A 24,869-nucleotide genomic window follows, 5' to 3' on the forward strand; every position below is an offset into this window, starting at 1 on the left:
TGGAGTGCCCCAGCGCCCCCAGGCTGCTCGCGCAGTTCCCCGCGCCCCTGTCCGGGGTGTGCGCGGGCACGGGCTTTGTGCAGGTTAGAGTCTCCGACCGGGCCTGATGTGCGAACCTGTGCTGCCCTCGGCGGCGGCTCGCGCCGGGTCGGCGTAGATGCACAGGAAGCTCAGGAGAAGCGCGGACGATGGACTACCAGGCAGTGCTCGAGGAGGTCGCGGCGACCGTGGCGCCCCAGGTCGGCCGCGGGCAGGCGGCCGGGTACATTCCCGCGCTGGCCGCGGTGGACCTGGGCGGGTTCGGCATGGCGGTCGCGGATGTGGACGGCTCGGTCACCGGAGTCGGCGACTGGGAGGTGCCGTTCTCGATACAGAGCATCTCCAAGACGTTCAGCCTGGCGCTGGTGCTGTCCCAGGACGGCGAGAGCCTGTGGGGGCGTGTGGGACGGGAGCCGTCCGGCACGCCCTTCAATTCCCTGGTGCAGCTGGAGTACGAGAACGGCATCCCGCGCAACCCCTTCATCAACGCGGGCGCGCTGGTGGTCACCGACCGGCTGCAGTCGCTCACCGGGGACGCCAGCACCTCTATGCTGGACTTCCTGCGCGTGCAGAGCGGCAACCCGGCGGTCGCCTTCGACCCGGCCGTGGCCTCCTCCGAGTCCGACCACGGCAGCCGCAACGCGGCACTGGCGCACTTCATGGCCAGCTACGGGAATCTCGACAACCCGGTACCGACCGTGCTGGACCACTACTTCTGGCAGTGCTCCGTCGCCATGAGCTGCCGCGATCTGGCACTGGCCGGCTCCTTCCTGGCGCGGCACGGGCTGGGTACGGACGGCTCCCGGCTGCTGGCGGCACGCGAGGCCAAGCGGATCAACGCGGTCATGCTCACCTGCGGAACCTACGACGCCGCGGGGGACTTCGCCTACCGGGTGGGGCTGCCGGGGAAGAGCGGGGTCGGCGGGGGCATCCTCGCCGTGGTGCCGGGCCGGTGCACGCTGTGCGTGTGGAGCCCCGGTCTCGACGTACGCGGCAACTCGGTGGCCGGAGTCGCAGCGCTGGACGCCTTCACCTCGCTGACCGGCTGGTCGGTTTTCTGAGCATCAGACTTCGCGGGGCGGGCCGCTGGTGTCGCGGATCACCAGCTTCGGGTCGATCACGGCCTCCTGCGGTTCCAGCGTCTTGTTCTCCAGGCGCCGCACCGCGAATCCGACCGCGTGCTCGGCCATGAGCCCGGCGTCCTGGCGGACCGTCGTGAGGCCGACCGGCATCAGATGCGAGAGGTGGCTGTCGTCGTAGCCGATGACCGACACCTCTTTGGGGACCTCGACGCCGCTCCGCGCGAGGGCCATCATCAGGCCCATGGCGCACCGGTCGTTGGCCGCCAGGACGGCGGTCGGCAGCGGTTCGCCGGCGTCGCGTTCGGCCACCAGGAGACGGCCGGCCTCGATGCCCGACTCCTCGGTGTGGTTGCCGGGGATCACCCGGATCTCGGCCTCCAGACCGTGGCGGCGCATCGCGGCGCGGTAGGCGCGGCGGCGCTCGGCCGATCCGGGGCCGCGGCCACCGTCGATGTGGACGATGCGGCGGTGCCCTTCCCCGACGAGGTGGTCCATGGCCTGCCGGACGCCCTTGCCTTCGGCACTGTGGACGAAGTCGATCAGGGAGCCGGGCATCCGGCGCGAGACCGAGACGGCGACCGTGCGCTGGCCCAGCACGTCGAGGTCCGCTGTGGTCGCGTCGGCACCGAGCAGGATGACCGCCTCGCAGCGGTGGCTGAGCAGCGCCTCGACGGCCTTCGCCTCGCTCCGGCCCTGAGCTGTCGCGGAGAGCAGGACGTCGTAGCCGTGGTGCTCGGCCTGAGCGTAGATGCCCTCGACGAGGTCGGCGTGGAAGGTCTGGTGCACGGTGAACAGCACACCGAGGGCCCGGCTGCGCCCCCGGGCCAGCAGCCGGGCCGCGCTGTCGGGGCGGTAGCCGATTTCGTCGGCCACTTGCAGCACCCGGTCGCGGGTCTCCTGGCTGGCGCCGGGCTGGTTGCGGAAGACGATCGAGACCAGCGCGCGGGAGACGCCTGCTCTCGCGGCGACGTCCGCCATCGTGGGGCGCTGCCTGCCCGTCGCATCCACCTGTCGTCTCACTCTCCCGTGGTCTTCCCCGCGCTGCCGCGTTCCTCGGTTCGACCGCGTCCGGTTCGGCCCTGTTCCTTCCCGTCCGCCCGCACGGTATCGCGCGGCTGTGGTGCGCCCCTCGGGGCGGCTGGCTGAACGCTCGGGGAATCCCCTGCCAACAACCTATTGACATGACATTTGTACAGGGGCCATCGTACTCGAACTAGAGCGCGCTAGTAGAGCGCGCCAGTCCAGCCGCCGCCCCGTGATCCCGGGGTCTTCCGGTGCGAAGGGAATCCAGCGTGATGTCGTTCGAAGTGCTGACCATGGGCCGTGTGGGAGTGGATGTGTATCCGCTCCAGACGGGCGTCGGGCTGCCGGAGGTCACCTCGTTCGGCAAGTACCTGGGTGGCAGCCCGACCAATGTGGCGGTGGCCGCCGCGCGCCACGGGCGCAGCGCCGCCGTGGTCACGAAGACCGGCCGGGACCCGTTCGGCGACTTCGTCAGGTCGGCCCTCGCCGGTTACGGCGTCAGCGACCGCTTCGTCGGCACCTCGGACATCGCGCCCACGCCGGTGACCTTCTGCGAGATCTTTCCGCCGGACGACTTCCCGCTCTACTTCTACCGGCTGCCGAAGGCGCCCGACCTGGACATACGTCCGGCGGAGCTGGACTTGGACGCAGTTCGGGGCGCGGGCATCTTCTGGATGACGGGGACCGGGCTGGCCGAGGAGCCCAGCCGCTCGGCCACCCTGGCGGCGCTGGAGGAGCGGGCGAAGGCGGGTGTGACGGTCTTCGATCTGGATTGGCGTCCGATGTTCTGGCCCGACGGGAACGCGGCGGCCGCTCGTGCGCACTACGCCGAGGCGCTGCGTGGCACCACCGTCGCTGTCGGCAACTCGGACGAGTGCGCGGTGGCCACCGGGGAGCGCGAACCGTACGCCGCCGCCAAGGCGCTGCTGGCCGCCGGGGTGGAGCTGGCCGTCGTCAAGCAAGGGCCGAAGGGCGTGCTGGCCATGGACCGGGACGGCACGGCTGTGGAGATCCCGCCGGTGCCGGTGGACGTGGTCAACGGCCTGGGTGCCGGTGACGCGTTCGGCGGGGCGCTGTGTCACGGGCTGCTGTCCGGCTGGGACACCGCGCGCACGGTGGCGTTCGCCAACGCGGCCGGTGCGCTCGTCGCGGGCCGGCTGGCCTGCTCGGACGCCATGCCCACCGAGGCCGAGGTCGAGGAGAAGCTGCGCGCGGTGAGCGGCCGAACGAGCCACGAGGTGAACAGTGCTGTCTGACGACGTGAGCCGCATCGTGGCGGCCCGGGTCAACGACCCCGGCGCCATCGCCGCGGCGGCCGACCGACGGGTAAGGGCGACCTCCCTGTTCGGCGGGCACGGCAAGGCGATGATCATCGCCGCCGACCATCCAGCGCGCGGCGCCAACGCGGTCGGCTCCGACCCGTTCGCCATGGCCGACCGCTTCGAACTCCTGGAGCGGATGTGCCTGGCGCTGGAGCGGCCGGGCGTGACCGGGGTGCTGGCCACGGCCGACATCCTGGAGGACCTGCTGCTGCTGGGTGTGCTGGACGGCAAGAGTGTCTTCGGGTCGATGAACCGGGCCGGGCTGGCCGGTTCGGTCTTCGAGATCGACGACCGGTTCACCGGCTACGACGCGGAGACGATCGCCGCGATGGGCTTCGACGGCGGCAAGATGCTCGCCCGTATCGCCCTCGACGACCCGGCGACCCCCGCCGCGCTGGCGAACACCGCGCGGGCGGTCGACGAGCTGAACGACCGCCGGCTGATCGCCATGGTGGAGCCGTTCTGGTCGTTCTGGCAGGACGGGCGCATCCGCAACGACCTCTCCCCCGAGGCCGTCATCAAGTCCGTCACCACCGCTTCGGGCCTGGGCCGCCGCAGCGCCTACACCTGGCTGAAGCTGCCGGTCGTGCCCGACCCCGAGGCGATGGAACGCGTCCTGTCCTCCGCCACGCTGCCCGCGCTGCTGCTGGGCGGCGAGGTCGAGGACCCGGAGGCCGCCTTGGCCTCGTGGAGCCGTGCGCTGAAGCTGCCCACCGCACAGGGGCTGGTCGTGGGGCGTTCCCTGCTCTACCCCGCGGACGGCGATGTCGCCGGCGCCGTGGACCGGGCGGTGAGCCTGCTGTGAGCGAGACGAGCACGTACCACCTGCCCGCGGGCACCGCGGCCGAGGGCCCGTACGACCTCCTGGTCACGCCCGAGTCGGCGGGCTGGGGACACTCAGGGCTCAGGACCCTGGCCCTGGGTCCTGGCCGGGCCCACACGCTGGCCACCGGGGACTCGGAGTTCCTCGTCCTCCCGCTGACGGGCGGCTGCACGGTCACCGTCGACGGCCGGACCTTCGAACTGGAGGGCCGGAGGGACGTCTTCGACTCGGTCACCGACTTCGTGTACCTCCCCCCGGAGTCGGAGGCCGTCCTCAACAGCGCGTCAGGCGGCAGGTTCGCGCTGCGCCCGTCGGCCGCCGCGCCGGGCTACGACCTCTACTGCCTGAACGTGATGGCGGGTCCCGGACAGGACCGCGCCTGGCTGATCTGCGACGACCCGGCACACGGCTGGGTGCGCTCGACGTGGGGGACCCAGGACGTCGATGCGCGGCTGCCCTTCGGAGGGGACCAGGATCGATGAACACCGTACGACTGACCACGGCCCAGGCTCTCGTCCGCTTCCTGGCCGCCCAGTACAGCGAGCGCGACGGGCACGAGCAGCGGCTGATCCCCGGTGTGTGGGGGATCTTCGGTCACGGCAACGTGGCCGGCGTCGGGCAGGCGCTGCTGCAGGCGGCGGTCGCCGAGGAGGCCGAGCTGCCCTACTACCTGGCGCGGAACGAGCAGGGCATGGTGCACGCGGCCACCGCGTTCGCGAAGATGCGCGACCGGCTTGCGGCCTACGCCTGTACGGCCTCGACCGGGCCCGGCTCGACCAACATGCTCACGGGTGCCGCGCTGGCGACGACCAACCGGCTGCCGGTGCTGCTGCTGCCCAGCGACATGTTCGCCACTCGCACGCCCGACCCGGTGCTCCAGCAGCTGGAGGACACCAGGGGCGGGGACGTGACGGTCAACGACGCCTTCCGTCCGGTGTCCAAGTTCTTCGACCGCGTCTCGCGGCCCGAGCAGTTGATCCCGGCCGCGCTGGCGGCGATGCGGGTGCTGACCGATCCGGTCGAGACGGGGGCCGTTACGCTGGCCCTGCCGCAGGATGTGCAGGCCGAGGCCATCGACTGGCCGGAGTCCTTCTTCCGGCGCCGGGTGTGGCATGTGGGCCGCCCGGCGCCGGAACCCGCGGCGGTCGAGCGGGCCGCCCGGCTGCTGCGCGCGGCGAAGAAGCCGCTGATCGTGGCGGGCGGCGGCGTCGTCTACTCCGGCGCCCACACCCAGCTGCGGGCGTTCGCGGAGGCGACCGGTATCCCGGTCGCGGACACCCACGCGGGCAAGGGTGCGGTGGCCTGGGATCACCCCTGCGCGGTGGGCGGCATCGGCTCCACCGGCGCGTACGCGGCCAACGAGCTGGCGCGCGAGGCGGATGTGGTGCTGGGCATCGGGACGCGCTACAGCGACTTCACCACTGCTTCCCACACCGTCTTCGGCAACCCGGACGTGACCTTCGTCAACCTCAACGTGGCCCGCCTGGACGCCGTCAAGCACTCGGCCGAGCCGGTGGTGGCCGACGCCAGGCTCGGTATCGAGGCCCTCGCGGGCGCGCTGACCGGCTGGCAGGTCGGTCCGGAGTACAGGACCCGCACCCGTGAACTGATCGCCCGCACCCGGCAGATCGAGGACGAGTGCTTCGCCCCCGACCGCGATACCGGCGGCCTGCCGGCCCAGACCCAGATCCTCGGCGCGCTCAACGAAGCCCTCGGCGACCGCGACGTGGTCATCAACGCGGCCGGGTCCATGCCCGGCGACCTGCAACAGCTGTGGCGGGCCCGCGACCCCAAGGCGTACCACGTCGAATACGCCTACTCCTGCATGGGCTACGAGGTAGCCGCGGGCGTCGGCGCCAAGATGGCCGACCCCACGCGTGAGGTCGTCGTCCTGGTCGGAGACGGTTCGTATCTGATGATGGCTCAGGAGATCGTCACCATGGTCTCGGAAGGGCTGAAGGTCGTCATCGTCCTGGTCCAGAACCACGGCTTCGCCTCCATCGGCTCCCTCTCCCAGGGCCTGGGCTCGCAGCGGTTCGGCACCAAGTACCGCTACCGCAGCGCCGACTCCGGGCTGCTCGACGGCGACGTGCTCCCCGTCGACCTGGCCGCCAACGCCGCCTCCCTCGGCGCCGACGTCCTCCACGCCACCACCGTCGAGGAGTTCCGCACCGCCATGGAGAAGGCCAAGGCAGCCGGCCGCACCACCGTCGTCCACGTCGAGACGGATCTGTACGGACCCAACCCGCCCGGCCACGGCTGGTGGGACGTGCCGGTCAGCCAGACGTCGGCCCTGGAATCCACCCGCAGCGCGTACGAGACCTACGCCGCGCACAAGGCCACCCAGCGCCATTACCTCTGAGCCCCGCTCGCACACCTGTGAGGAAAACCGCACCGTGAAGACCATCCCGCACTGGATCAACGGCAGCCCGATCGAGGGCTCCAGCACGCACACCCAACCGGTGTTCAACCCGGCCACCGGCGAGCAGCAGTCCCATGTGGTGCTGGGCAGCGCCGCCGACGTGGACACCGCCGTCGAAGCGGCGTCCGCCGCCTTCGAATCCTGGTCCGAGTCGTCCCTCAGCCGGCGCGTCCAGGTCATGTTCGCCTTCCGGCAGCTCCTCCTGGACAACGAGGAGGAGCTGGGCCGGATCATCTCGGCCGAGCACGGCAAGACCGTCGAGGACGCGCGCGGCGAGATCACGCGCGGCCGGGAAGTGGTCGAGTTCGCCTGCGGCCTCGGAGACGTTCTCAAGGGCAGCTACTCCGACCAGGTCTCCCGCGGCGTGGACGTGCACAACTTCCGGCAGCCCCTCGGCGTCGTCGCCGGGATCACCCCGTTCAACTTCCCCGCGATGGTGCCGCTGTGGATGCACCCCGTCGCCATCGCCACCGGCAACACCTTCGTCCTCAAGCCCAGTGAACGCGACCCGTCGGCTGCCAACTTCGTCGGCGAGCTCTACCGGAAGGCAGGGCTGCCCGACGGCGTCTTCAACGTCGTGCACGGGGGCAAGGACGCCGTGGACGCCCTCCTCGGCCACCCCGGCATCGAAGCCGTCTCCTTCGTCGGCTCCACGCCCATCGCCAAGTACGTGCACCAGACCGCCACGGCCGCCGGCAAGCGTGTCCAGGCACTCGGCGGCGCCAAGAACCACGCCGTCGTACTGCCCGACGCCGACCTGGAATTCGCCGCCGGCCACATCACGGCCGGCGCCTACGGGTCGGCCGGTGAGCGCTGCATGGCCGTCTCCGTGGCCGTGGCGGTGGGCGAGGCGGCCGATGCTCTGGTCGAGGTCCTGGAGCGCAAGGCCCGCGAGGTCACGGTCGGCCCCGGCGACGCACCCGGTACCGACATGGGTCCACTGGTCACCAAGGCCGCACAGGAACGCGTCGAGAACGCCGTCGGCACGGCGGCCACCCAGGGCGCGACCGTCGTGGTGGACGGCCGCGGTCTGAAGGTCGACGGCCACGAGAACGGCTTCTTCACCGGCCCCTCCCTCCTCGACCACGTCACCGCCGAGATGGACGCCTACCAGCAGGAGCTGTTCGGCCCCGTACTGGCCGTCGTCCGGGTCGGCACCCTCGACGAGGCGATCGAACTGATCAACGCCAACCCCTACGGCAACGGCACCGCGCTGTTCACCGCCTCCGGAGAAGCCGCCCGCCGCTTCCAGCGCAAGATCAAGGTCGGCATGATCGGCGTCAACGTCCCCGTGCCCGTCCCGATGTCGTACTACTCCTTCGGCGGCTGGAAGGACTCCCTCATCGGCGACTCCCCCGTCCACGGCCCCGAAGGCGTGCGCTTCTACACCCGCCCCAAGGTCGTCACCACCCGCTGGCCCCGGCCCGCGGTACAGCAGGCGGCTGCCGGGTTCTCCTTCCCCACCTCCAGCTGAGCACCTCGCTGGAGCCCGTCCCCTCTGCCTGTACCACCCCCGTCCCCTTCCCTCCCTTCCCCTCCCCTCCCGTAAGGACTGATCCATGGCTACGGCGCCATCCCCGCTCCGTACCGTCGCGGGCAATCTCTGCCTCGGCTCAGCGCCCGATTCCTGGGGCGTCTGGTTCCCCGAGGACGAGCACCAGGTCCCCTGCACCCGTTTCCTCGACGAGCTGGCGCAGGCCGGATACACCTGGCTGGAGCTCGGCCCGTACGGATACCTGCCCACCGACCCCGCGGTCCTCGCCGAGGAGCTCGCCGTGCGCGGACTGCAGGTCTCCGGCGGCACCGCCTTCGGCGCGCTGCACCGTCCCGAGGTGTGGGACGAGATGCTGGCCCACGTCCGGAAGGTGGCAGAGCTCACTTCCGCGGCCGGTGCCCACCACCTCGTCCTGATTCCGCCCATGTACCGGGACGAGAAGACCGGCGACTTCACCGAGCCCCCCGAGCTGACGTCCGAGCAGTGGGCCGGCTTCGGCCGGAACGCCGACCGGCTCGGTAAGCTGTTGCTCGACGAGTACGACATCCGGCTGGTCCTCCACCCGCACGCGGACAGCCACATCCAGACGCAGTCCGAGATCGAGCGGCTGCTCAACGAGTCCGACAGCCGCTACACCAATCTCTGCCTGGACACCGGGCACGTCGCATACGGCGGCGGTGACAATCTCGACCTCGTGCGCCGCTTCGGCGAGCGCGTGGGATATGTGCACATCAAGCAGATGGATCCGGCGGTGCTGGCGCAGGTGGCCGCCGAGAACCTCTCCTTCGGGGAGGCCGTCAAGCGAGGCGTATGTGTGTCACCCCCCGAGGGGGTGCCCGACCCCGCCGACGTGGTGGACGCGCTCTCCCGGCTCGACGCCGAGCTCTTCGTGATCGTCGAGCAGGACCTGTACCCATGCGCTCCTGAGGTGCCGCTCCCCATCGCGGTGCGTACCCGGGAGCACCTGGCCGGCTGCGGCCTGACCGGAACCCGGCGCCCGAACAACAACCGGTAGGAGGCGGCCATGGATGTCAGAGACGACGCGACAAGCAACGAGGCAGCCCCGAACCCGACGCCTCCGGTGCCCTCCACCGCCCTCGACGACGCGCCGCCCGCCGTCCGGCGCCGACTGCGGCTGATCACCTGGATCGCCACCTTCGGCGGCCTTCTGTTCGGCTACGACACCGGCGTCATCAACGGCGCACTGCCGTACATGACCGACGATCTGGGACTGACCCCGGTCACCGAGGGCATGGTCACCAGCTCGCTGCTGCTCGGTGCGGCGCTCGGCGCGGTCACCGGCGGGCGGCTGTCGGACGCGCGGGGGCGGCGGAAGAACATCCTGCTGCTGGCCGTGGTGTTCTTCATCGGTGCGCTGGGCTGCTCGCTGGCCCCCAGCACCGAGGTCATGATCGTGGCCCGGTTCGGGCTCGGCCTCGCGGTCGGCGGCGCCTCTGTGACGGTGCCCGTCTACCTGGCCGAGGTCTCCCCGGCCGAACGCCGCGGTGCGCTGGTCACCCGGAACGAGCTGATGATCGTCACCGGTCAGCTGCTGGCCTTCTCCTGCAACGCGGCCCTCGCCCAGGTCGGTGGCGAGTCCGGCGGCGTATGGCGGTGGATGCTGGTGCTGGCGACCTTGCCGGCCGTGGTGCTCTGGTTCGGCATGCTGGTCATGCCGGAGAGCCCCCGCTGGCTGGCCTCCAAGGGCCGCTTCCCCGACGCGCTCAAGGTGCTCCAGCAGGTCAGGTCGCAGGCGCGGGCCGAGGCCGAGTTGAGCGAGGTCACCGCGCTGGCCGTCAAGGACGAGCAGGAGAAGCTCGGCGGCTGGAAGGACATGAAGGCCACTCCGTGGGTGCGCAAGCTGATGTTCGTCGGCTTCGGTATCGCGATCGTGCAGCAGATCACGGGCGTGAACACGATCATGTACTACGGCACCCAGATCCTCACCGAGGCCGGTTTCGAGTCGAACAACGCGCTGGTCGCGAACATCGCCAACGGTGTGATCTCGGTGCTGGCCACCTTCGTCGGCATCTGGCTGCTGGGCCGCGTCAACCGTCGCCCGATGCTGATGTCCGGGCAGCTGGGGACCATCGCCGCGCTGCTGCTGATCGGCGTCTTCTCGCTGACCATGGACTCCGGTACGGGACGCGCCTTCGCGGTGCTGGCGATGACCATCACCTTCCTCGCCTTCCAGCAGGGCGCGATATCCCCGGTGACCTGGCTGATGCTCTCGGAGATCTTCCCGACGCGGATGCGCGGCTTCGGGATGGGTGTGGCGGCCGTTGTGCTGTGGCTGACCAACTTCGTGATCGGGCTGGTCTTCCCGTCCCTGGTCTCCGAGATCGGGGTCTCCAACACCTTCTTCCTGTTCGTCGTGGCGGGCCTGTTCTCCTTCGCCTTCGTGAAGCTGTTCGTCCCCGAGACCAAGGGGCGCACCCTGGAACAGCTCGAGGACGACCTGCGCGCCCGCTTCTCCTGATCCCCTCCGTCCCGTTTCCGGGAGCGCCGTCGGCCGACACCGGCCGGCGGCGCCCCGGGGACCGTAGAAAGGAATCCCCATGACTGTGCGTGTAGGGGTCATCGGCGCCGGAATGATCGGCCAGGATCACATCCGCCGGCTCACCGACGTCATCGCGGGGGCCCGGGTCACCGCGGTCACCGACATCGACGGCGGCCGCGCCGGTGAGGCAGCGGCCCGGGTCGGCGCCCGTACGCTGCCCGACGGCCCGGCCCTCGTAGCCGCGGACGACGTCGACGCCGTGCTCGTCACCTCCTGGGGCCCCACCCACGCCGAGCACGTGCTGAACGCCGTCGCGGCCAAAAAGCCCGTCTTCTGTGAGAAGCCGCTGGCCACCACCGCCGAGGACTGTCTGCGCATCGTGGAGGCGGAACGCGCGCACGGCCGCCGGCTGGTCCAGGTCGGCTTCATGCGCCGGTACGACGCCGGATACCGGCAGCTGAAGAAGGTGCTGGACGGCGGCTCCATCGGTACCCCGCTGATGGTCCACTGCGCCCACCGCAACCCCAGCGTGCCGGACTCCTACCACTCCGCCATGGCGGCCCAGGACACGGCCGTGCACGAGATCGACGTACTGCGCTGGCTGCTGGACGACGAGATCGTCTCGGCCCAGGTGATCACCCCGCGCCCCACGAGCAAGCGGTTCGAGCACCTCAAGGACCCGCAGATCATGCTCTTCGAGACCGCGCAGGGCGTACGCATCGATCTGGAGGTCTTCGTCAACTGCCAGTACGGCTACGACATCCAGTGCGAGACCGTCGGCGAGAGCGGGCTGGCCCGGCTGCCCGACCCGGCGGCCGTCGGCGTCCGCACCGCAGGGCAGCACGGCACGGCGGTGCCGCAGGACTGGAAGGGCCGGTTCGGCGACGCCTTCGACACCGAGTTCCGCGAGTGGATCGCCTCCGTCGAGGCGGGCGGCGTGCCGACCGGTCCGTCCGCCTGGGACGGCTACGCCGCCACCGTCATCACCGACGCCACGGTCCGCTCCCTCGAATCGGACCAGCAGCCCGTCACCGTCGACATGAAGCCCCGGCCCGCTCTCTACGGAGGCCCCGCGTGAAGATCGCCCTCGACCCCTATATGCTCCGCTCGCTGCCGCTGGACGAGATGGTGCGTACGGTGGCCGAACTCGGCTACGAGTACATCGAGTTGTCGCCGCGCGACGACTTCATGCCGTTCTTCCTGCACCCGCGGGCGGACGACCAGCGCGTCACCGAGCTGAAGGACTCGCTGCGGCGGCACGGCGTCAAACTCTCCTCGGTGCTGCCGCTGTACAAGTGGTCCTCGCCGGAGGAGACCGAGCGGCAGACCGCCGTACGGTACTGGAAGCGGATGATCGAGATCACGGCGGAGCTCGAATGCCCGCTGATGAACTCCGAGTTCAACGGCCGGCCGGAGCGGGCCGCAGAGAGCGAGGCGGCGTTCTGGCGCTCGATGGAGGAGCTGCTGCCCGTCTTCGAAGGCGAGGGCATCGCGCTGAACCTGGAGGCGCACCCGGACGACTTCTGCGAGGAGAACGCTCCGGCGGTCGATCTGGTCCGCGCCATCAACAAGCCCTGGGTCGGCTACCTCTACTGCGCCCCGCACACCTTCCACCTCTCCGGGCCCGGCCAGACCGGCTCGGATATCGCGGCGATGCTGCGCTACGCCGGTGACAAGCTGCGGCACGTGCACATCGCCGACACCTTCAACCACAAGGGCTCGTCCGGGCTGCGCTACATCCTCAACCCTCCGGGCACGCCGGCGCGTATCCACCAGCACCTCGACATCGGCCAGGGCGAGGTGGACTGGGACACCTTCTTCGGCACCTTGCGGGAGCTGGAGTTCGACGGTGTGGCCACCGCCTGCGTCTTCGCCTGGGAGGAGCGGGCCCGCGAGTCCTCGGCGCTGATGCGGGAGCGCATCGCCAAGGAGCTCGCCCGCTGAGGCACCCCGTCAAGGCGGCCCCGCAGCACGGCAGACCGGCCCGTCCGCGTTCCGACGCGGGCGGGCCGTCCCGTGACGGGGCGGGGTCAGGCGTAGACCTGCTCGACGAACTCGGCGAGCTGGTCGTCACTGAGGTGGTGGGCGAGATCGGTCTCGCTGATGACGCCGACCAGCCGCTTGTTCTCGTCGATGACCGGCAGGCGCCGTATCTGGTGGGTCTCCATCTCGCGCAGGACCTCGCTCACATCCGCATTGGCGCTGATCCAGCGCGGGGTGCCCTCGCACAGGTCTCCCGCGGTGACGCGGGAGGGGTCGCGGCCCTCGGCGACGCAGTTGATGACGATGTCGCGGTCGGTGATGATGCCGCACATGCGCTCGTTGGGGTCGTTGGGGTCGCTGACGGGCAGAGCACCCACTTCGAGCTCGCGCATGAGCTGCGCTGCGCGGTCGAGGGTCTCGGTTGCGGGCACCCACCGGGCGCCGGGGTGCATGATGTCGGCTGCGGTGGTCATGGCGTCCTCCTGTCGACGCAGTTCAGCCCTTCACTTCGGCCCCTTGTCCATCGTGGCCGCTGTCGCCGGATTACGCCATTCGGGCCGCTCGGGCACCGTCGTATCGGCGCTCAGCCGCGCGCGTCCGGGGGGCCGGGGGCTCCCGCTCGCAGGCCGTCCATCACCAGATCGAGCAGGCGGTCGGCGCGCGTCTGCCAGTCGTCGTGCGAGCTGATCTGCCACAGCCCGGCGATGGCGAGGAAGAAGTCCTCCGGGGTCACCCCGGGGCGGATGGTTCCGGCCCGTTCGTTCGCGTCCAGCAGGCTGGTGACGGCCTGGGTCAGGGGCCCGCGCCCCAGCCCGGCCAGTGTGCCGCACGCGCTGGTGGCCGCGCGCAGCGCGTCGGCGAGGCCCGCCTTGGCCAGGGCGTACCGGGCGAGCCGGTCCATCCACTCGCGCAGCGCCCGGTCCGGCGGCCGGGTGCACAGCAACTGCTCAGCCGCCTCGGCCACTTGCTGCACCTCGTACTGGTACACCTCCAGAACCAGGGCTTCGCGGCTGGGGAAGTTGCGGTAGAAGGTGCCCTGGCCCACGCCGGCCTTCTTGGCGATGGCGCTCAGCGGTGCGTCCGCCGCGCGGGTCAGCTCCGCGAGCGCCACTTCAAGGATGCGCTCGCGGTTGCGCTGCGCGTCCGAGCGCAGCGGTGCGTCGCGGTTCGGGTGCCGCACTCGTCCTCCTCCCTCCGCCCCGGCGCGGAATGCGGTGCGCAGTGGCGTCCTGTGCTGCTCTTGCGAACCGGACAACTGTCCGTTACGTTCATGACGGACTGAGTGGACTGTTGTCCGGTTCCTGTACTCACCATAGCGTCGGACGCCCGGCAACGGCTGCCGCCGCTCGCCCCGTCTTGTTCCACAGCGCCGATTCGCCCCGCACCGCACTCGCGAAAGAAGCTGCCCATGGCCCCAGCCACCCCAGCCACCGCCAGCGCGATCACTCTGACCGTCAACGGGGAGAAGCACACACTGACCGTCGACCACCGCACCACCCTCCTGGACGCACTGCGCGAGCGTCTCGATCTGACCGGCCCGAAGAAGGGCTGTGACCAGGGCCAGTGCGGGGCCTGCACGGTCCTGGTCGACGGGCGCCGCATCGTCTCCTGCCTGGAACTCGCCGTCGCCACCGAGGGGCGCGCGGTCACCACCATCGAGGGCGTCGCGGACGGCGACGCGCTGCACCCGGTCCAGCAGGCGTTCCTCGACCTGGACGGGTTCCAGTGCGGCTACTGCACTCCGGGCCAGATCTGCTCAGCGCTCGCCGTGCTCGACGAGCACGCGGCGGGCTGGCCGAGCGCCGCCACGCCGGACGTACGGCCCGAGGCAGGACCGCCGCCGCTGACCCCGGAGGAGATCCGGGAGCGGATGAGCGGCAACCTGTGCCGCTGCGGCGCGTATGTGTCCATCGTCCAGGCGGTCGCCCGGGCCGCCGAGCACCGGGCGGGACACCCCGGGCACGGAGCGGAAGCCACCACGGAGAGCACCACGAAGGAGTCTGCCGCGTGAGGGAGTTCGTCTATCAGCGCGCCACCGACATCAGCGGCGCCGTCGCCCTGCTCGACGGTGACCCTCAGGCGCGCTTCCTGGGCGGCGGGACCAACCTCGTCGACCTGATGAAGGCGGGGGTGGAACGCCCCGACCGCCTCGTGGACGTACGGGAACTGCCGCTCGGCCGCATCGAGACCACCCAGGACGGCGGACTGCGGATCGGCGCCACGGTCACCAACAGCGAACTGGCCGCACACCCCGAGGTGCGGCGGCGCTACCCGGCGCTGGCGCAGGCCGTGCTGGCCGGAGCCTCCGGGCAGCTGCGGAACATGGCCACCGTCGGCGGCAACCTGCTCCAGCGCACCCGCTGCGCCTACTTCACCGACACCTCGCTGCCCTGCAACAAGCGCTCCCCGGGCAGTGGCTGCCCGGCCGTCACCGGCGAGCACCACAACCACGCGATCCTCGGCGCCTCCGAGCACTGCGTGGCCGTCCACCCGTCGGACATGGGCGTCGCGCTGGCCGCGTTCGACGCCGTCGTCTCCTACGAGACCACCGAGGGCGGCGGTGAGGTGGCGCTGGCCGACTTCTATCTGCCGGTGGGCGACACCCCGCACCTGGAGACCGCGCTGCCGCCCGGTGCGCTGATCACGGCCGTCACGCTGCCGCCTGCCCAGGTCGCCTCGCACTCGCGCTACCGCAAGGTGCGCGAGCGGGCCTCCTACGCCTTCGCGATCGGGTCGGCGGCCGCCGCACTCGATGTGGCCGACGGCATGGTCCGCGAGGTCCGGCTGGCCTTCGGCGCCGTGGCGTCCCGCCCGTGGCGGGCCCGGGAAGCCGAGCGGGTGCTGACCGGACGGCCGCCCGAGGGCGCCGCCTTCGCGGAGGCCGCCGACGCCGAACTCGCCGCGGCCAGGGTGCTCGATCAGAACGCCTACAAACTGCCCCTGATGCGCAACCTCGTCGTCGCCCTGCTCACCGAACTGGCCGAGGAGACCGACCGATGACCACCACGGCTGGACCCCGTACCGTCGGGGTCGCCCACACCCGCGTCGAGGGCCGGGACAAGGTGACCGGCGCTGCGCGGTACGCCAGCGAGCAGCCCTTCGACCACCTCGCACACGGCTGGCTGGTGCTGTCGGCCATCGCCCGGGGCCGCGTCCGCGCGGTCGGCGATGCGGCGGTGCGCGCCATGCCCGGCGTCCTGGCGGTGTTCCACTCCGGAAACGCGCCGCGCCTGATGACCGACTACACCTCGATACTCGGCCCGCCCGACCCCACCCTCGCACTCTTCCAGCACGACCGGGTGCCGCACCAGGGCTGGCCGGTTGCCCTGGTCGTGGCCGAGACCCCCGAACAGGCGCGCGAGGCGGCCGAAGCGCTGGTGGTCGAGTACGACGAGGAGCCGCACGACGTCGCCTTCCACGCCGGCCGACCCGACACCTACATACCCGAGGACGCCAACGCGGTGGCGAGCAAGGGCGACCTGGAGGCCGAACTCGCCGCCTCGGCCGTGGTGGTGGACGCCTCCTACACCACACCTGAGGAGCACCACAGCGCCATGGAGCCGCACGCGGTCACGGCGCGGTGGGACGGCGGACGCCTGGAGGTGATCGACACCAACCAGGGCGCCATGTGGGTGGCCGGCGAGCTCGCCCAGCTGTTCTCGCTCGACCCGTCATCGGTACGGGTCCGCTCGGAGCACATCGGCGGCGCCTTCGGTTCCAAGGGCGTACGGCCGCACCAGGTGGCCGCTGTGATGGCGGCGACGGAGCTGCAGCGCCCCGTGCGCCTGGCGCTGACCCGGCGTCAGACGTTCGCGATCACCGGCTACCGCAGCCCCACCGCGCAGCGCGTGCGGCTCGGCGCCGACCCGGACGGGCGGCTGCGCGCGCTGGAGCACGAGGCCCTGAGCCTCACCTCGACGCTGCGGCCCTTCGTCGAGACGAGCGCCGTGCTCGGCCGCGTCCTCTACGACGCGCGGGCACACCACACGGCACACCGGCTGGTCGACCTCGACATGCCGACCCCGACCTGGATGCGGGCCCCCGGCGAGGCGCCGGGTTCGTTCGCGCTGGAGTCGGCCCTCGACGAGCTGGCCGACCGGCTCGGCATGGACCCGATCGAGCTGCGCGCCCGCAACGAGCCGACCGTCGGGCCGCTGTCCGGGCTGCCCTTCAGCAGCCGCGACCTGCTCGGCTGCTTCCGGGAAGGCGCCCGCAGGTTCGGCTGGGCCGAGCGCGATCCGCGGCCGCGCAGCCGCCGCGAGGGCCGGTGGCTGCTCGGCACCGGCACGGCAGCCGCCACCTACCCGTCCGGCGCCGCACCGTCCACGGCGTCCGTGACCGCCGAGGCGGACGGCACCTTCACCGTGCGGATCACCGCGGCGGACGTGGGCACCGGCGCCCGCACCGCGCTGACCCTGATCGCCGCCGAGGCCCTCGATGTGGAGCCGGACCGCGTCACCGTGCGGATCGGCGACAGCGACTTCGGCCCCGCCTGGGTCGCCGGCGGCTCGATGGGCACCCGCTCCTGGTCGCTGGCCGTCAGCTCCGCGGCGCGTGAGCTGCGCGGCCGGCTTGCCCTGGCCGACGGGGACATCCCGCCGGAGGGCATCACGGCGCGCACGGACACCGCCGGGCTGCTCGCCGAGCTCGCCAAGAAGGAGCGCCACTCCTTCGGGGCCCAGTTCGCGGAGGTCGCCGTCGACGTGACCACCGGCGAGATCCGGGTACGCCGGATGCTGGGCATCTTCGCCGCCGGCCGTATCGTCAACCCGCTCACCGCACGCAGCCAGCTCGTCGGCGGCATGATCTGGGGCCTGTCCATGGCGCTCCACGAGGAAGCGGTCCGTGATCCGGCGTCGGGCGGCCAGCTCGGTGCGGACTTCGCGAACTACCACGTGGCCGCACACGCCGATGTGCCCGCGATCGAGGCGGACTTCATCGACGACCCGGTCCCCGACGACCCCGTGGGGGTCAAGGGCATCGGGGAGATCGGCATCGTGGGTGCCGCCGCGGCGATCTCCAACGCGGTCCGGCACGCGACCGGAGTGCGCCACCGGGACCTGCCCCTGCGACCGGATCGCGTACTGCGCGCCGAGGAGGAGGCGGCCGCGCAGCACGGCTGAACCGGCCGAACGCGGCACGCCTGGTCACCCCACCCCGGTCGGTGCTCCGTGGCCGGCGGGCCGCTGCCGACGACGGAACGGGGTGGGGGCCGGCGGGGTGGGCTGCGTCTACCCGCCCCGCACTCGTGTAACCGCTACTTGGCCAGCGTCTTGCAGAGGTCTTCGTAGCGGCCCTCCAGCGCGAGCAGTTGACGGCTGGTACCGTGCGGACCTTCCGTGATCCGGACGGCCATGAACCCACGGGAGATCAGCCACTTGTTGTGCGCGGGCCGGTCCGTGGTGTGCAGCCCCACGCCCCAGTCGCCCCCGCTGAGGACGTGGGTGTCGCTGCCCGGCTCCGGGTACGTCAGGGTCCCGGTGCCGGACAGGTCACGGCGCACGGTCTTCCCGGTGTCCTCGTTGGTCACCTTCATCACCAACGGGCCGCTGATGACTGCGTAGACGGGGTCGCCCGCGTCGTTCGTCCACGTCTTCTGCACCATGTCCACCACCGGGAAGGTGGCGTGCGTGGGGAACGGGCACACCTCACCACGCGGGTAGTCGATCTCGGGCTGCCCGGGCCGGGTGACGACGGGACCGTGCCAGCCGCCCGTCGCCCGGCCGGAGTCGCCGGCCGGGCTCTCGGACGCGGCCCGGGCGGCGACCGACGCGCACAGCAGCGCCATCACCGCGCACCCGGCCACCACCGTCGCCCTGCCCCGGGTGCGGCGGACCGGCGCACACCCCCGTTGTGCGCCGTACGCGCGCCGGCCTCGCCCGCCCGCAACCGAACCCGGCGTCCCCTCGTCCGCTGTGCGCTCGTCCCGCATACCTGCCTCCTCCGCTCCATCCGCCCGCCCGTCCCGTCCGTCCCGCCCCGCTCCTCCTCCCCGACGGCCATCCTTGCGACCCCGCTCCCTTACCGGTAGATGATTCGGTTCTCGCCGAAGCAACAATCGGCTCCGAGGCCGTTGTCCCCGGCGGACCGGGAGAGATGGGGGCGGCAACTGCCCTGCGACGCGGCTGATCCGCAGCCCGCTTTCTTCTACCAGGTGGTCGCCCAACCCGGCCCGGGCACTCCCCCGCGTCGGCCAGCGAGCACGCCGCGGTGCCGCGCCGTGCCGGGGCTGGTCGCCACCCGCCGCACCGGGCGGACGGCCCACCACACCCTCACCCCGCTGGGCGCTCAGCTCCTGCTGTCCGCCTCGGCCGACGGGTCCGCGGCGGACCGGGACGGCAGCGGCTGAGGCGGGGCGGCCGTTCGGTCAAAGGCCGTCGAGCGGAGCACGTCCACCAGCGCGGCCACCGTGGGCCGGTGCTCCGCGAACGAGCGGAACACCACCACGATGTGCCGCTCCACGGTCTCGCGCAGCGCGACGACATCGAGCCGCGAGGCGCGCAGGCGCAGCATCAGGTCCGTCACCAGGCTGACCCCCACACCGGTCTCCACCAGTGCCAGGGTGGCGGCCGTGTCGGTCACCTCGTGCAGCACCCGTGGCTCGAAGCCGGCCCTGCGGCAGACGGTGAGCACGGCGCGCCCGTAGTAGCTGTCGGCGGACGGCAGAATCCAGCCCTCTTCCCGTACCTGTGCCAGGGAGGCGGTCCTGCGGCCGGGCATCGCGCCGGCCGGCACCGCGAGGGAGAACCGCTCCCGGGCCAGCGGCAGCACGCACAGGGACGGGTCCCGCGGGATGGGCACGTCCGGATAGTCCAGCCCCAGCGCCAGGTCGACCGTGCCGCCGGCCACCGCGTCGTACACGTCGTCCACGTCCATGTCCCGGCTGCGCACGGTCAGGCCGGGGTGCACCTCCCTGGCGCGTCGCAGCGCCGGCGGCAGGATCTCGGCGGCGGCCGTGGTGAAGAGCCCGACTCGCAGCGTCCCCGAGACCTCGGTGCGGGTGCGCTCCAGTGCCTCGACGGCCTCGGCCTCGGTGGCCAGAATCCGCTCGGCGTGCGAGGCGAGGGTCATCCCGGCGTCGGTCAGCTCGACCCGGCGTCCCACCCGTCGCAGCAGCACCATGCCGGTGGACTTCTCCAGCGCGGCGATCTGCTGCGACACCCCGCCGGGGGTGTATCCCAGGGCCTTCGCCACCGCGGTGACGGTTCCGCGCCGGGTCAGCTCCACCAGGGAGCGCAGCTGCGCGCTCGTCCACTCCATATAGGGAGCCTAAACGAATGGGAGCAGTAACTGTTCATAGACGTCAACGGTTGGGCTGCTGCACGATGTGGGACAGACAGCTGATCAGCTACGCCACGCACTGACAGCCCCGCCGCTCCCTGGCCGGTCCGCCCTTCCGCCGCCGGGGACCGGCCGTTGGAAGGGATCGGCCTCATGCCCTCCTCCGCTTTCCGCTCCGTGCCGCACTCCGCCGATGTAGTGATCATCGGCGGCGGGGTGATGGGTGCCAGCACCGCCTTCCACCTCGCCGAGGCCGGGGTGCGCGACATCGTCGTACTCGAACGCGGCGACCTGGGCCGCGGCAGCTCGGGCAAGCCGATCGGCGGCGTACGCGCCCAGTTCTCCGACCCGCTCAACATCGAGCTGGGCCACCGCAGCCTGCACGCCTACCGGAACTTCCCCACCCGCCCCGGAACCGACATCGGGCTCGAGTCCGTCGGCTATCTGTTCCTGCTCACCAGCGAGGAACAGTTGCGGGACTTCGAGACCAGCGTCGCCGTGCAGAACAGTCTGGGTGTGCCCACCCGCATGACCGGCCCCGAGGAGGCACAGCGGTTGTGCCCCTACGTCAGCACCGACGGCCTCCTGGCCGCCGCGTACTCCCCCACCGACGGCCACGCCCGCCCGGGACTGGTCGTCCAGGGATACGCGAGGGCCGCCGCCGATGCCGGGGTCACCATCGCCACCCACACGGAGGTCACCGGCCTCGAGACGGCGGGCGGCCGCGTGACCCGGGTGCACACCGAGCACGGTGCCCTCTCCTGCCGCACCGTCGTCTGTACGGCGGGAGCCTGGTCCCAGCAGATCGGCGAGATGGCCGGAATCAGCCTGCCCGTCCGGCCCGTACGCCGCCAACTGGCCTTCACCGCACCGCTCGACCCGCCCGCGCCACGCATACCCTTCACCATCGACTTCGCCTCCAGCGCCTACTTCCACAACAGCGACGACGGCCTGCTGCTCGGGCTGGCCGACCCCGACCAGCCCGACGGCTTCGACACCACCTGGACCCCCGAATGGCTGGAGCTGTTCCGCGCCGTGGCGCGCCGCCGCGCACCCGAACTCGCCGACATGACCACGGTCGGCGGATGGGCGGGCCTGTACGAGAACACCCCGGACCACAACGCGCTGATCGGCCGTTCCGGCGAGCTCGACAACTTCCTCTACGCCACGGGCTTCTCCGGCCACGGCTTCCTCCAGGCACCCGCGGTGGGCGAGGTCATGCGCGACCTGTTTCTGGGACGCCGGCCGTTCGCCGACATCTCCCCGCTGAGCGCGGACCGGTTCCGTACCGGCGCCGAGGTCCGCCCGGAAGCCCATGTGGTGTGAACCGAGCGCGCGGTTGAACCCGAAGCGAGGCGCAGTCGCCCCCCGGCAAGGCGTCGTTGAACCCCGAAGCGAAAGGCCGAACCATGTCAACGCTCAGCCAGTGGCAGCTGCGGGCCGCCTTCGCCGCGCGGCTCTCCAAGATGTACGGGCGGGAAGTGCCCGCCTACACCACGCTGGTGGACGTCTCGCAAGAGGTCAACGAGGACGTCCTGCGCGCCCAGGGTGCCGACGCAGAACGGCTGGGGTCGATCAGCCGGGTGACCGCCGAGCGGCACGGTGCCATCCGCGTCGGCACGCCGCGGGAGCTGGGGCAGGTCGCGCGCGTCTTCGCGGCCCTGGGTATGCATCCGGTCGGCTTCTACGATCTGCGCGAGGCGGCCGCCAGCGCCGTGCCCGTCGTCTCGACCGCCTTCCGGCCGGTCGACGGCGACGAGCTGGCCCGCAACCCGTTCCGGGTCTTCACCTCCATGCTCACCCCGGCCGACCCCCGCTTCTTCGACCCCGGACTGCGGGCGCGCCTGGAGAACTTCCTCGCCTCCCGTGAGCTCTTCCCCCCTGAGCTGCTCACGCTGGCCGACCGCGCCACAGCCGACCGGGGACTCCCGCACCACGAAGCCGAGCGCTTCCTCGAACTCGCCGTAGGCGCCTTCGAACTGTCCCCGGAACCGGTCGACAGGACCTGGTACGAGACGCTGGAGCGCGTCTCGGCGGTCGCCGCCGACATCGGCGGGGTGCGCAGTACGCACATCAACCACCTCACGCCGCGCGTGCTGGACATCGACGAACTGTACCGGCGGATGACCGAACGCGGCATCGAGATGATCGACACCATCCAGGGCCCGCCCGCGTGGCGGGGGCCGGACGTCCTGCTGCGTCAGACCTCCTTCCGGGCACTGGCCGAACCCCGCGCGATGCGCACCCCGGACGGCGACGTCGTCAGCGGTGCGCTGCGGGTGCGCTTCGGCGAGGTGGAGGCGCGCGGCATCGCCCTCACCCGCGCGGGCCGCGCCCTGTACGACAAGCTGCTCGCCCTGGTGGACGAGGAGAGCACCCGCGCTGAGTCCGGCGCGTCCCGTGCCGAGATCGCCCGCTCCGTCTGGGAACGGCACATGCCCGCCACCGAAGAAGAACTCGCCGCCCAGGGACTGGCGTACTTCACCTATCAGGTGGCCGCCGGCCGGCCCCGCGACGACGGCCCCGTACCGGAGAGCGTCAGCGAGCTGGTACGGCGGGGGTGGGTGCGGGCCGCGCCCGTGGTCTACGAGGACTTCCTGCCCCGCTCGGCCGCCGGCATCTTCCAGTCCAACCTCAGCTCCGAGGGCACCCGCCACAGCGAGCAGCAGGGGACGGCCTACGACGCCGGTTGGCTCTCCGACGCCATCGGACGCGAGGTGCTCGACCCCTTCGCGCTCTACGAGCAGGAGCAGAAACGCTCCCTCGCCCGGGTGGCGCGCGAGCTGGGTGTCGACGGCTCCCTCAGCTGAGTTCACCGCCTCCGGAACCCGACCTCCGTCCGCCCCTCCTCTTCCTAAGGAAATCCCATGACCGGTACCGCCCTGCCCACCACGGACGAGCTGCGTGCCCGCGCGCTTTCAGCCCTCGGCACGCTCGGTGTCACCGTTCCCGAAGGCGGCGACTTCTCCGCGCGCTCCCCGATCACCGGTGACGACCTCTTCGGTCTGCGGGCCGCCACAGCCGCCGAGGCCGAGGCCGCCGTCGCCGAGGCCCGCACCGCCTTCCTCACCTGGCGCACGACTCCGGCCCCACGCCGCGGGGAACTCGTACGCCGCCTGGGGGAGCTGCTGCGCGAGCACAAGAGCGACCTGGCCGACCTCGTCACCATCGAGGCCGGCAAGATCCGCTCCGAGGCCCTCGGCGAGGTCCAGGAGATGATCGACATCTGCGATTTCGCCGTCGGTCTGTCCCGGCAGCTGTACGGCCGCACCATCGCCTCCGAACGCCCGGGCCACCGGCTCGCCGAGACCTGGCACCCGCTCGGCGTGGTCGGTGTCATCTCCGCCTTCAACTTCCCCGCGGCCGTCTGGTCGTGGAACACCGCCGTCGCTCTCGCATGCGGCGACACGGTCGTGTGGAAGCCCTCCGAGCGCACTCCGCTGATCTCGCTGGCCTGCGACCGGCTGCTGGCCCGCGCTGCCGAGGACGTCGGTGCGCCCCGCGAGGTGCACCGGCTGCTGCTCGGCGACCGGGCCGTCGGCGAAAGGCTGGTGGACGACCCCCGCGTCGCCCTCGTCAGCGCCACCGGCTCGACCCGTATGGGCCGCGAGGTCGGCCCCCGGGTGGCGGCCCGCTTCGGCCGCAGCCTGCTGGAACTCGGCGGCAACAACGCCGCCATCGTCGCCCCCTCGGCCGACCTCGACCTCGCCGTCCAGGGCATCGTGTTCGCCGCCGCCGGCACCGCCGGGCAGCGCTGTACGACGCTGCGCCGTCTCATCGTCCACCGCGACATCGCCGAGACGCTGACCGAACGGCTGACCGCCGCCTACCGCAAGCTCCCCATCGGCGACCCGTTCGACGAGAACACGCTGGTCGGCCCGCTCATCTCCGCCGTGGCGCTGGAGGCGATGAACAGCGCGCTGGCACGGGTGCAGGCGCAGGGCGGCAAGGTCCTGGCAGGCGGCAACCGGCGGCTGTCCGAGGCCGCCCCGCAGGCCGCCTACGCCGAGCCGGTGCTCGTCCGCGTCGACGAACAGACCGACGTCGTCAAGGAGGAAACCTTCGCGCCGATCCTCTACGTACTCACCTACGACACCCTGGAGGAGGCGATCGCGCTGCACAACGACGTACCTCAGGGGCTGTCGTCCAGCATCTTCACCCGTGACCAGCAGGAAGCCGAGATCTTCCTCTCCGCCGCCGGCTCCGACTGCGGCATCGCCAACGTCAACATCGGCACCTCAGGTGCCGAGATCGGCGGCGCCTTCGGTGGGGAGAAGGACACCGGAGGCGGGCGCGAGTCGGGCTCCGACGCCTGGAAGGCGTACATGCGCTCGGCCACCAACACCATCAACTACTCCAGCGAACTCTCCCTCGCCCAGAACGTCAGCTTCCTGTGACCTGTCGGCCGGACCGTCGCGCGCGGGCCCCGCGTCTCAGGTCCGCCGACCGGGACCGCGCCCCCTGGGCCAGGGGGCGCGGTCTGTACAGTCCCCCGCATGGCGACACCGGAACTGCGCGCGATCGAGTGGGACGGCACCCAATGGGACGATCCCTCGGAGGACAAGCTGTACGACCTGCTGGCGGACATGAATCTGCGGTTCCGGTTCGTCATCGTTGAGCGGCCCCGCCAACAGCCCGTGGGCCAGCACTACATGCAGGTTTACCTCAACGACGACTTCAGCTACCAGGTGGAGTACCGCGAGGGCAGCGCCGAGCGGCACTTCCAGGCCCACGTCCCCGCGCAGCCACCGATCATCGGCTGTGAACCGGTGGCCAGGGTGCTCCAGGCATGGGCCTTCGACCGGCCCGGCTGGCGCGAGGCCCTGCCCTGGTCCCACTGGCAGGAGCCCTCGTCGGCGCCCTAGCCCTCTTCGGGGTTGCTGTCCGGCGGGTGCCTGC

Annotated in this window: 22 protein-coding genes; 17 read left to right on the forward strand and 5 right to left on the reverse strand. The window is 71.5% G+C overall.

The window, feature by feature from the left end:
• Positions 1–188 precede the first annotated feature (188 nt).
• Positions 189–1,100, forward strand: a complete 912-nt coding sequence (locus JW592_RS01320; protein WP_209262933.1) for a glutaminase — start codon at positions 189–191, stop codon at positions 1,098–1,100.
• Between the two features lie 3 nt (positions 1,101–1,103).
• Here the strand turns inward: JW592_RS01320 and JW592_RS01325 are convergent, their stop codons facing one another.
• Entirely contained in the window at positions 1,104–2,099 is a 996-nt protein-coding gene (locus JW592_RS01325; protein WP_209263130.1) for a LacI family DNA-binding transcriptional regulator, read from the reverse strand.
• A 317-nt stretch (positions 2,100–2,416) separates the two neighbouring features.
• Between JW592_RS01325 and iolC the strand changes: the two genes are divergently transcribed.
• The 9 genes from iolC to JW592_RS01370 all read left to right on the forward strand — a co-directional run bounded on the left by iolC (position 2,417) and on the right by JW592_RS01370 (position 12,650).
• Positions 2,417–3,400 carry a 5-dehydro-2-deoxygluconokinase gene (gene iolC / locus JW592_RS01330; RefSeq protein WP_209262934.1) on the forward strand — a complete coding sequence of 328 codons (984 nt, stop codon included), beginning with the start codon at positions 2,417–2,419 and terminating at the stop codon, positions 3,398–3,400.
• Positions 3,393–4,271: a Cgl0159 family (beta/alpha)8-fold protein gene (locus JW592_RS01335; RefSeq protein ID WP_229375041.1), complete on the forward strand. Its 879-nt coding sequence runs from the start codon at positions 3,393–3,395 to the stop codon at positions 4,269–4,271. Before iolC ends, JW592_RS01335 begins: the two co-directional genes overlap by 8 nt.
• Positions 4,268–4,771: a 5-deoxy-glucuronate isomerase gene (locus JW592_RS01340; protein WP_209262936.1), complete on the forward strand. Its 504-nt coding sequence runs from the start codon at positions 4,268–4,270 to the stop codon at positions 4,769–4,771. Before JW592_RS01335 ends, JW592_RS01340 begins: the two co-directional genes overlap by 4 nt.
• A complete protein-coding gene (gene iolD, locus JW592_RS01345; RefSeq protein ID WP_209262937.1) occupies positions 4,768–6,651 on the forward strand; it encodes a 3D-(3,5/4)-trihydroxycyclohexane-1,2-dione acylhydrolase (decyclizing) in 1,884 nt (627 codons plus the stop codon). The genes JW592_RS01340 and iolD overlap by 4 nt, the downstream gene beginning before the upstream one ends.
• A gap of 34 nt (positions 6,652–6,685) precedes the next feature.
• A complete protein-coding gene (locus JW592_RS01350; protein WP_209262938.1) occupies positions 6,686–8,185 on the forward strand; it encodes a CoA-acylating methylmalonate-semialdehyde dehydrogenase in 1,500 nt (499 codons plus the stop codon).
• 85 nt (positions 8,186–8,270) lie between these two features.
• Positions 8,271–9,221 carry a TIM barrel protein gene (locus tag JW592_RS01355; protein ID WP_209262939.1) on the forward strand — a complete coding sequence of 317 codons (951 nt, stop codon included), beginning with the start codon at positions 8,271–8,273 and terminating at the stop codon, positions 9,219–9,221.
• A 9-nt stretch (positions 9,222–9,230) separates the two neighbouring features.
• On the forward strand, positions 9,231–10,685 hold the full coding sequence (locus tag JW592_RS01360; protein ID WP_209262940.1) for a sugar porter family MFS transporter: 1,455 nt from the start codon (positions 9,231–9,233) through the stop codon (positions 10,683–10,685).
• Positions 10,686–10,764: 79 nt separating this feature from the next.
• A complete protein-coding gene (locus JW592_RS01365; RefSeq protein WP_209262941.1) occupies positions 10,765–11,784 on the forward strand; it encodes a Gfo/Idh/MocA family protein in 1,020 nt (339 codons plus the stop codon).
• Positions 11,781–12,650: a sugar phosphate isomerase/epimerase family protein gene (locus JW592_RS01370; RefSeq protein ID WP_209262942.1), complete on the forward strand. Its 870-nt coding sequence runs from the start codon at positions 11,781–11,783 to the stop codon at positions 12,648–12,650. Before JW592_RS01365 ends, JW592_RS01370 begins: the two co-directional genes overlap by 4 nt.
• An 86-nt stretch (positions 12,651–12,736) precedes the next feature.
• Here JW592_RS01370 and JW592_RS01375 read toward each other — a convergent pair whose 3' ends face one another.
• On the reverse strand, positions 12,737–13,162 hold the full coding sequence (locus tag JW592_RS01375) for a CBS domain-containing protein (protein WP_209262943.1): 426 nt from the start codon (positions 13,160–13,162) through the stop codon (positions 12,737–12,739).
• Positions 13,163–13,272: 110 nt separating this feature from the next.
• On the reverse strand, positions 13,273–13,869 hold the full coding sequence (locus JW592_RS01380; protein WP_209262944.1) for a TetR/AcrR family transcriptional regulator: 597 nt from the start codon (positions 13,867–13,869) through the stop codon (positions 13,273–13,275).
• A 228-nt stretch (positions 13,870–14,097) separates the two neighbouring features.
• Between JW592_RS01380 and JW592_RS01385 the strand changes: the two genes are divergently transcribed.
• From JW592_RS01385 to JW592_RS01395, 3 genes are read left to right on the forward strand one after another with little or no spacing between them, the layout of a single operon-like run.
• Positions 14,098–14,700: a (2Fe-2S)-binding protein gene (locus JW592_RS01385; RefSeq protein WP_209262945.1), complete on the forward strand. Its 603-nt coding sequence runs from the start codon at positions 14,098–14,100 to the stop codon at positions 14,698–14,700.
• Positions 14,697–15,689: an FAD binding domain-containing protein gene (locus tag JW592_RS01390; protein ID WP_209262946.1), complete on the forward strand. Its 993-nt coding sequence runs from the start codon at positions 14,697–14,699 to the stop codon at positions 15,687–15,689. Before JW592_RS01385 ends, JW592_RS01390 begins: the two co-directional genes overlap by 4 nt.
• On the forward strand, positions 15,686–17,812 hold the full coding sequence (locus JW592_RS01395) for a xanthine dehydrogenase family protein molybdopterin-binding subunit (protein WP_209262947.1): 2,127 nt from the start codon (positions 15,686–15,688) through the stop codon (positions 17,810–17,812). Before JW592_RS01390 ends, JW592_RS01395 begins: the two co-directional genes overlap by 4 nt.
• A 134-nt stretch (positions 17,813–17,946) precedes the next feature.
• Here JW592_RS01395 and JW592_RS01400 read toward each other — a convergent pair whose 3' ends face one another.
• Both JW592_RS01400 and JW592_RS01405 read right to left on the reverse strand, forming a co-directional pair.
• The gene (locus JW592_RS01400; RefSeq protein WP_209262948.1) at positions 17,947–18,621 is read right to left on the reverse strand and encodes a hypothetical protein; all 675 of its coding nucleotides are present in this window, start codon (positions 18,619–18,621) and stop codon (positions 17,947–17,949) included.
• A gap of 356 nt (positions 18,622–18,977) precedes the next feature.
• Entirely contained in the window at positions 18,978–19,949 is a 972-nt protein-coding gene (locus tag JW592_RS01405; protein WP_209262949.1) for a LysR family transcriptional regulator, read from the reverse strand.
• A 174-nt stretch (positions 19,950–20,123) separates the two neighbouring features.
• Between JW592_RS01405 and JW592_RS01410 the strand changes: the two genes are divergently transcribed.
• The 4 genes from JW592_RS01410 (at position 20,124) to JW592_RS01425 (ending at position 24,835) form a co-directional block, all read left to right on the forward strand.
• Positions 20,124–21,296 carry an NAD(P)/FAD-dependent oxidoreductase gene (locus JW592_RS01410; protein ID WP_209262950.1) on the forward strand — a complete coding sequence of 391 codons (1,173 nt, stop codon included), beginning with the start codon at positions 20,124–20,126 and terminating at the stop codon, positions 21,294–21,296.
• Between the two features lie 83 nt (positions 21,297–21,379).
• Entirely contained in the window at positions 21,380–22,780 is a 1,401-nt protein-coding gene (hglS, locus tag JW592_RS01415) for a 2-oxoadipate dioxygenase/decarboxylase (RefSeq protein ID WP_209262951.1), read from the forward strand.
• Positions 22,781–22,837: 57 nt separating this feature from the next.
• Positions 22,838–24,367, forward strand: coding sequence for an L-piperidine-6-carboxylate dehydrogenase (amaB, locus tag JW592_RS01420; protein WP_209262952.1), 1,530 nt, complete (start codon positions 22,838–22,840; stop codon positions 24,365–24,367).
• A gap of 99 nt (positions 24,368–24,466) precedes the next feature.
• Positions 24,467–24,835, forward strand: coding sequence for a hypothetical protein (locus JW592_RS01425; protein WP_209262953.1), 369 nt, complete (start codon positions 24,467–24,469; stop codon positions 24,833–24,835).
• The last annotated feature ends 34 nt before the right edge of the window (positions 24,836–24,869 follow it).

This window comes from Streptomyces spirodelae, from assembly GCF_017676385.1.
Taxonomy (GTDB): domain Bacteria; phylum Actinomycetota; class Actinomycetes; order Streptomycetales; family Streptomycetaceae; genus Streptomyces; species Streptomyces spirodelae.

Excerpts from the sequence above, each read along its gene's own strand:
- JW592_RS01360 (WP_209262940.1), top strand. The coding sequence starts at position 9,231 with ATGGATGTCAGAGACGACGCGACAAGCAACGAGGCAGCCCCGAACCCG.
- hglS (WP_209262951.1), top strand. The coding sequence starts at position 21,380 with ATGTCAACGCTCAGCCAGTGGCAGCTGCGGGCCGCCTTCGCCGCGCGG.
- JW592_RS01320 (WP_209262933.1), top strand. The coding sequence starts at position 189 with ATGGACTACCAGGCAGTGCTCGAGGAGGTCGCGGCGACCGTGGCGCCC.
- JW592_RS01395 (WP_209262947.1), top strand. The coding sequence starts at position 15,686 with ATGACCACCACGGCTGGACCCCGTACCGTCGGGGTCGCCCACACCCGC.
- JW592_RS01400 (WP_209262948.1), bottom strand. The coding sequence starts at position 18,621 with ATGCGGGACGAGCGCACAGCGGACGAGGGGACGCCGGGTTCGGTTGCG.
- JW592_RS01385 (WP_209262945.1), top strand. The coding sequence starts at position 14,098 with ATGGCCCCAGCCACCCCAGCCACCGCCAGCGCGATCACTCTGACCGTC.
- JW592_RS01375 (WP_209262943.1), bottom strand. The coding sequence starts at position 13,162 with ATGACCACCGCAGCCGACATCATGCACCCCGGCGCCCGGTGGGTGCCC.
- JW592_RS01405 (WP_209262949.1), bottom strand. The coding sequence starts at position 19,949 with ATGGAGTGGACGAGCGCGCAGCTGCGCTCCCTGGTGGAGCTGACCCGG.
- JW592_RS01425 (WP_209262953.1), top strand. The coding sequence starts at position 24,467 with ATGGCGACACCGGAACTGCGCGCGATCGAGTGGGACGGCACCCAATGG.
- JW592_RS01410 (WP_209262950.1), top strand. The coding sequence starts at position 20,124 with ATGCCCTCCTCCGCTTTCCGCTCCGTGCCGCACTCCGCCGATGTAGTG.
- JW592_RS01355 (WP_209262939.1), top strand. The coding sequence starts at position 8,271 with ATGGCTACGGCGCCATCCCCGCTCCGTACCGTCGCGGGCAATCTCTGC.
- iolC (WP_209262934.1), top strand. The coding sequence starts at position 2,417 with ATGTCGTTCGAAGTGCTGACCATGGGCCGTGTGGGAGTGGATGTGTAT.
- iolD (WP_209262937.1), top strand. The coding sequence starts at position 4,768 with ATGAACACCGTACGACTGACCACGGCCCAGGCTCTCGTCCGCTTCCTG.
- JW592_RS01325 (WP_209263130.1), bottom strand. The coding sequence starts at position 2,099 with ATGGCGGACGTCGCCGCGAGAGCAGGCGTCTCCCGCGCGCTGGTCTCG.
- JW592_RS01365 (WP_209262941.1), top strand. The coding sequence starts at position 10,765 with ATGACTGTGCGTGTAGGGGTCATCGGCGCCGGAATGATCGGCCAGGAT.
- amaB (WP_209262952.1), top strand. The coding sequence starts at position 22,838 with ATGACCGGTACCGCCCTGCCCACCACGGACGAGCTGCGTGCCCGCGCG.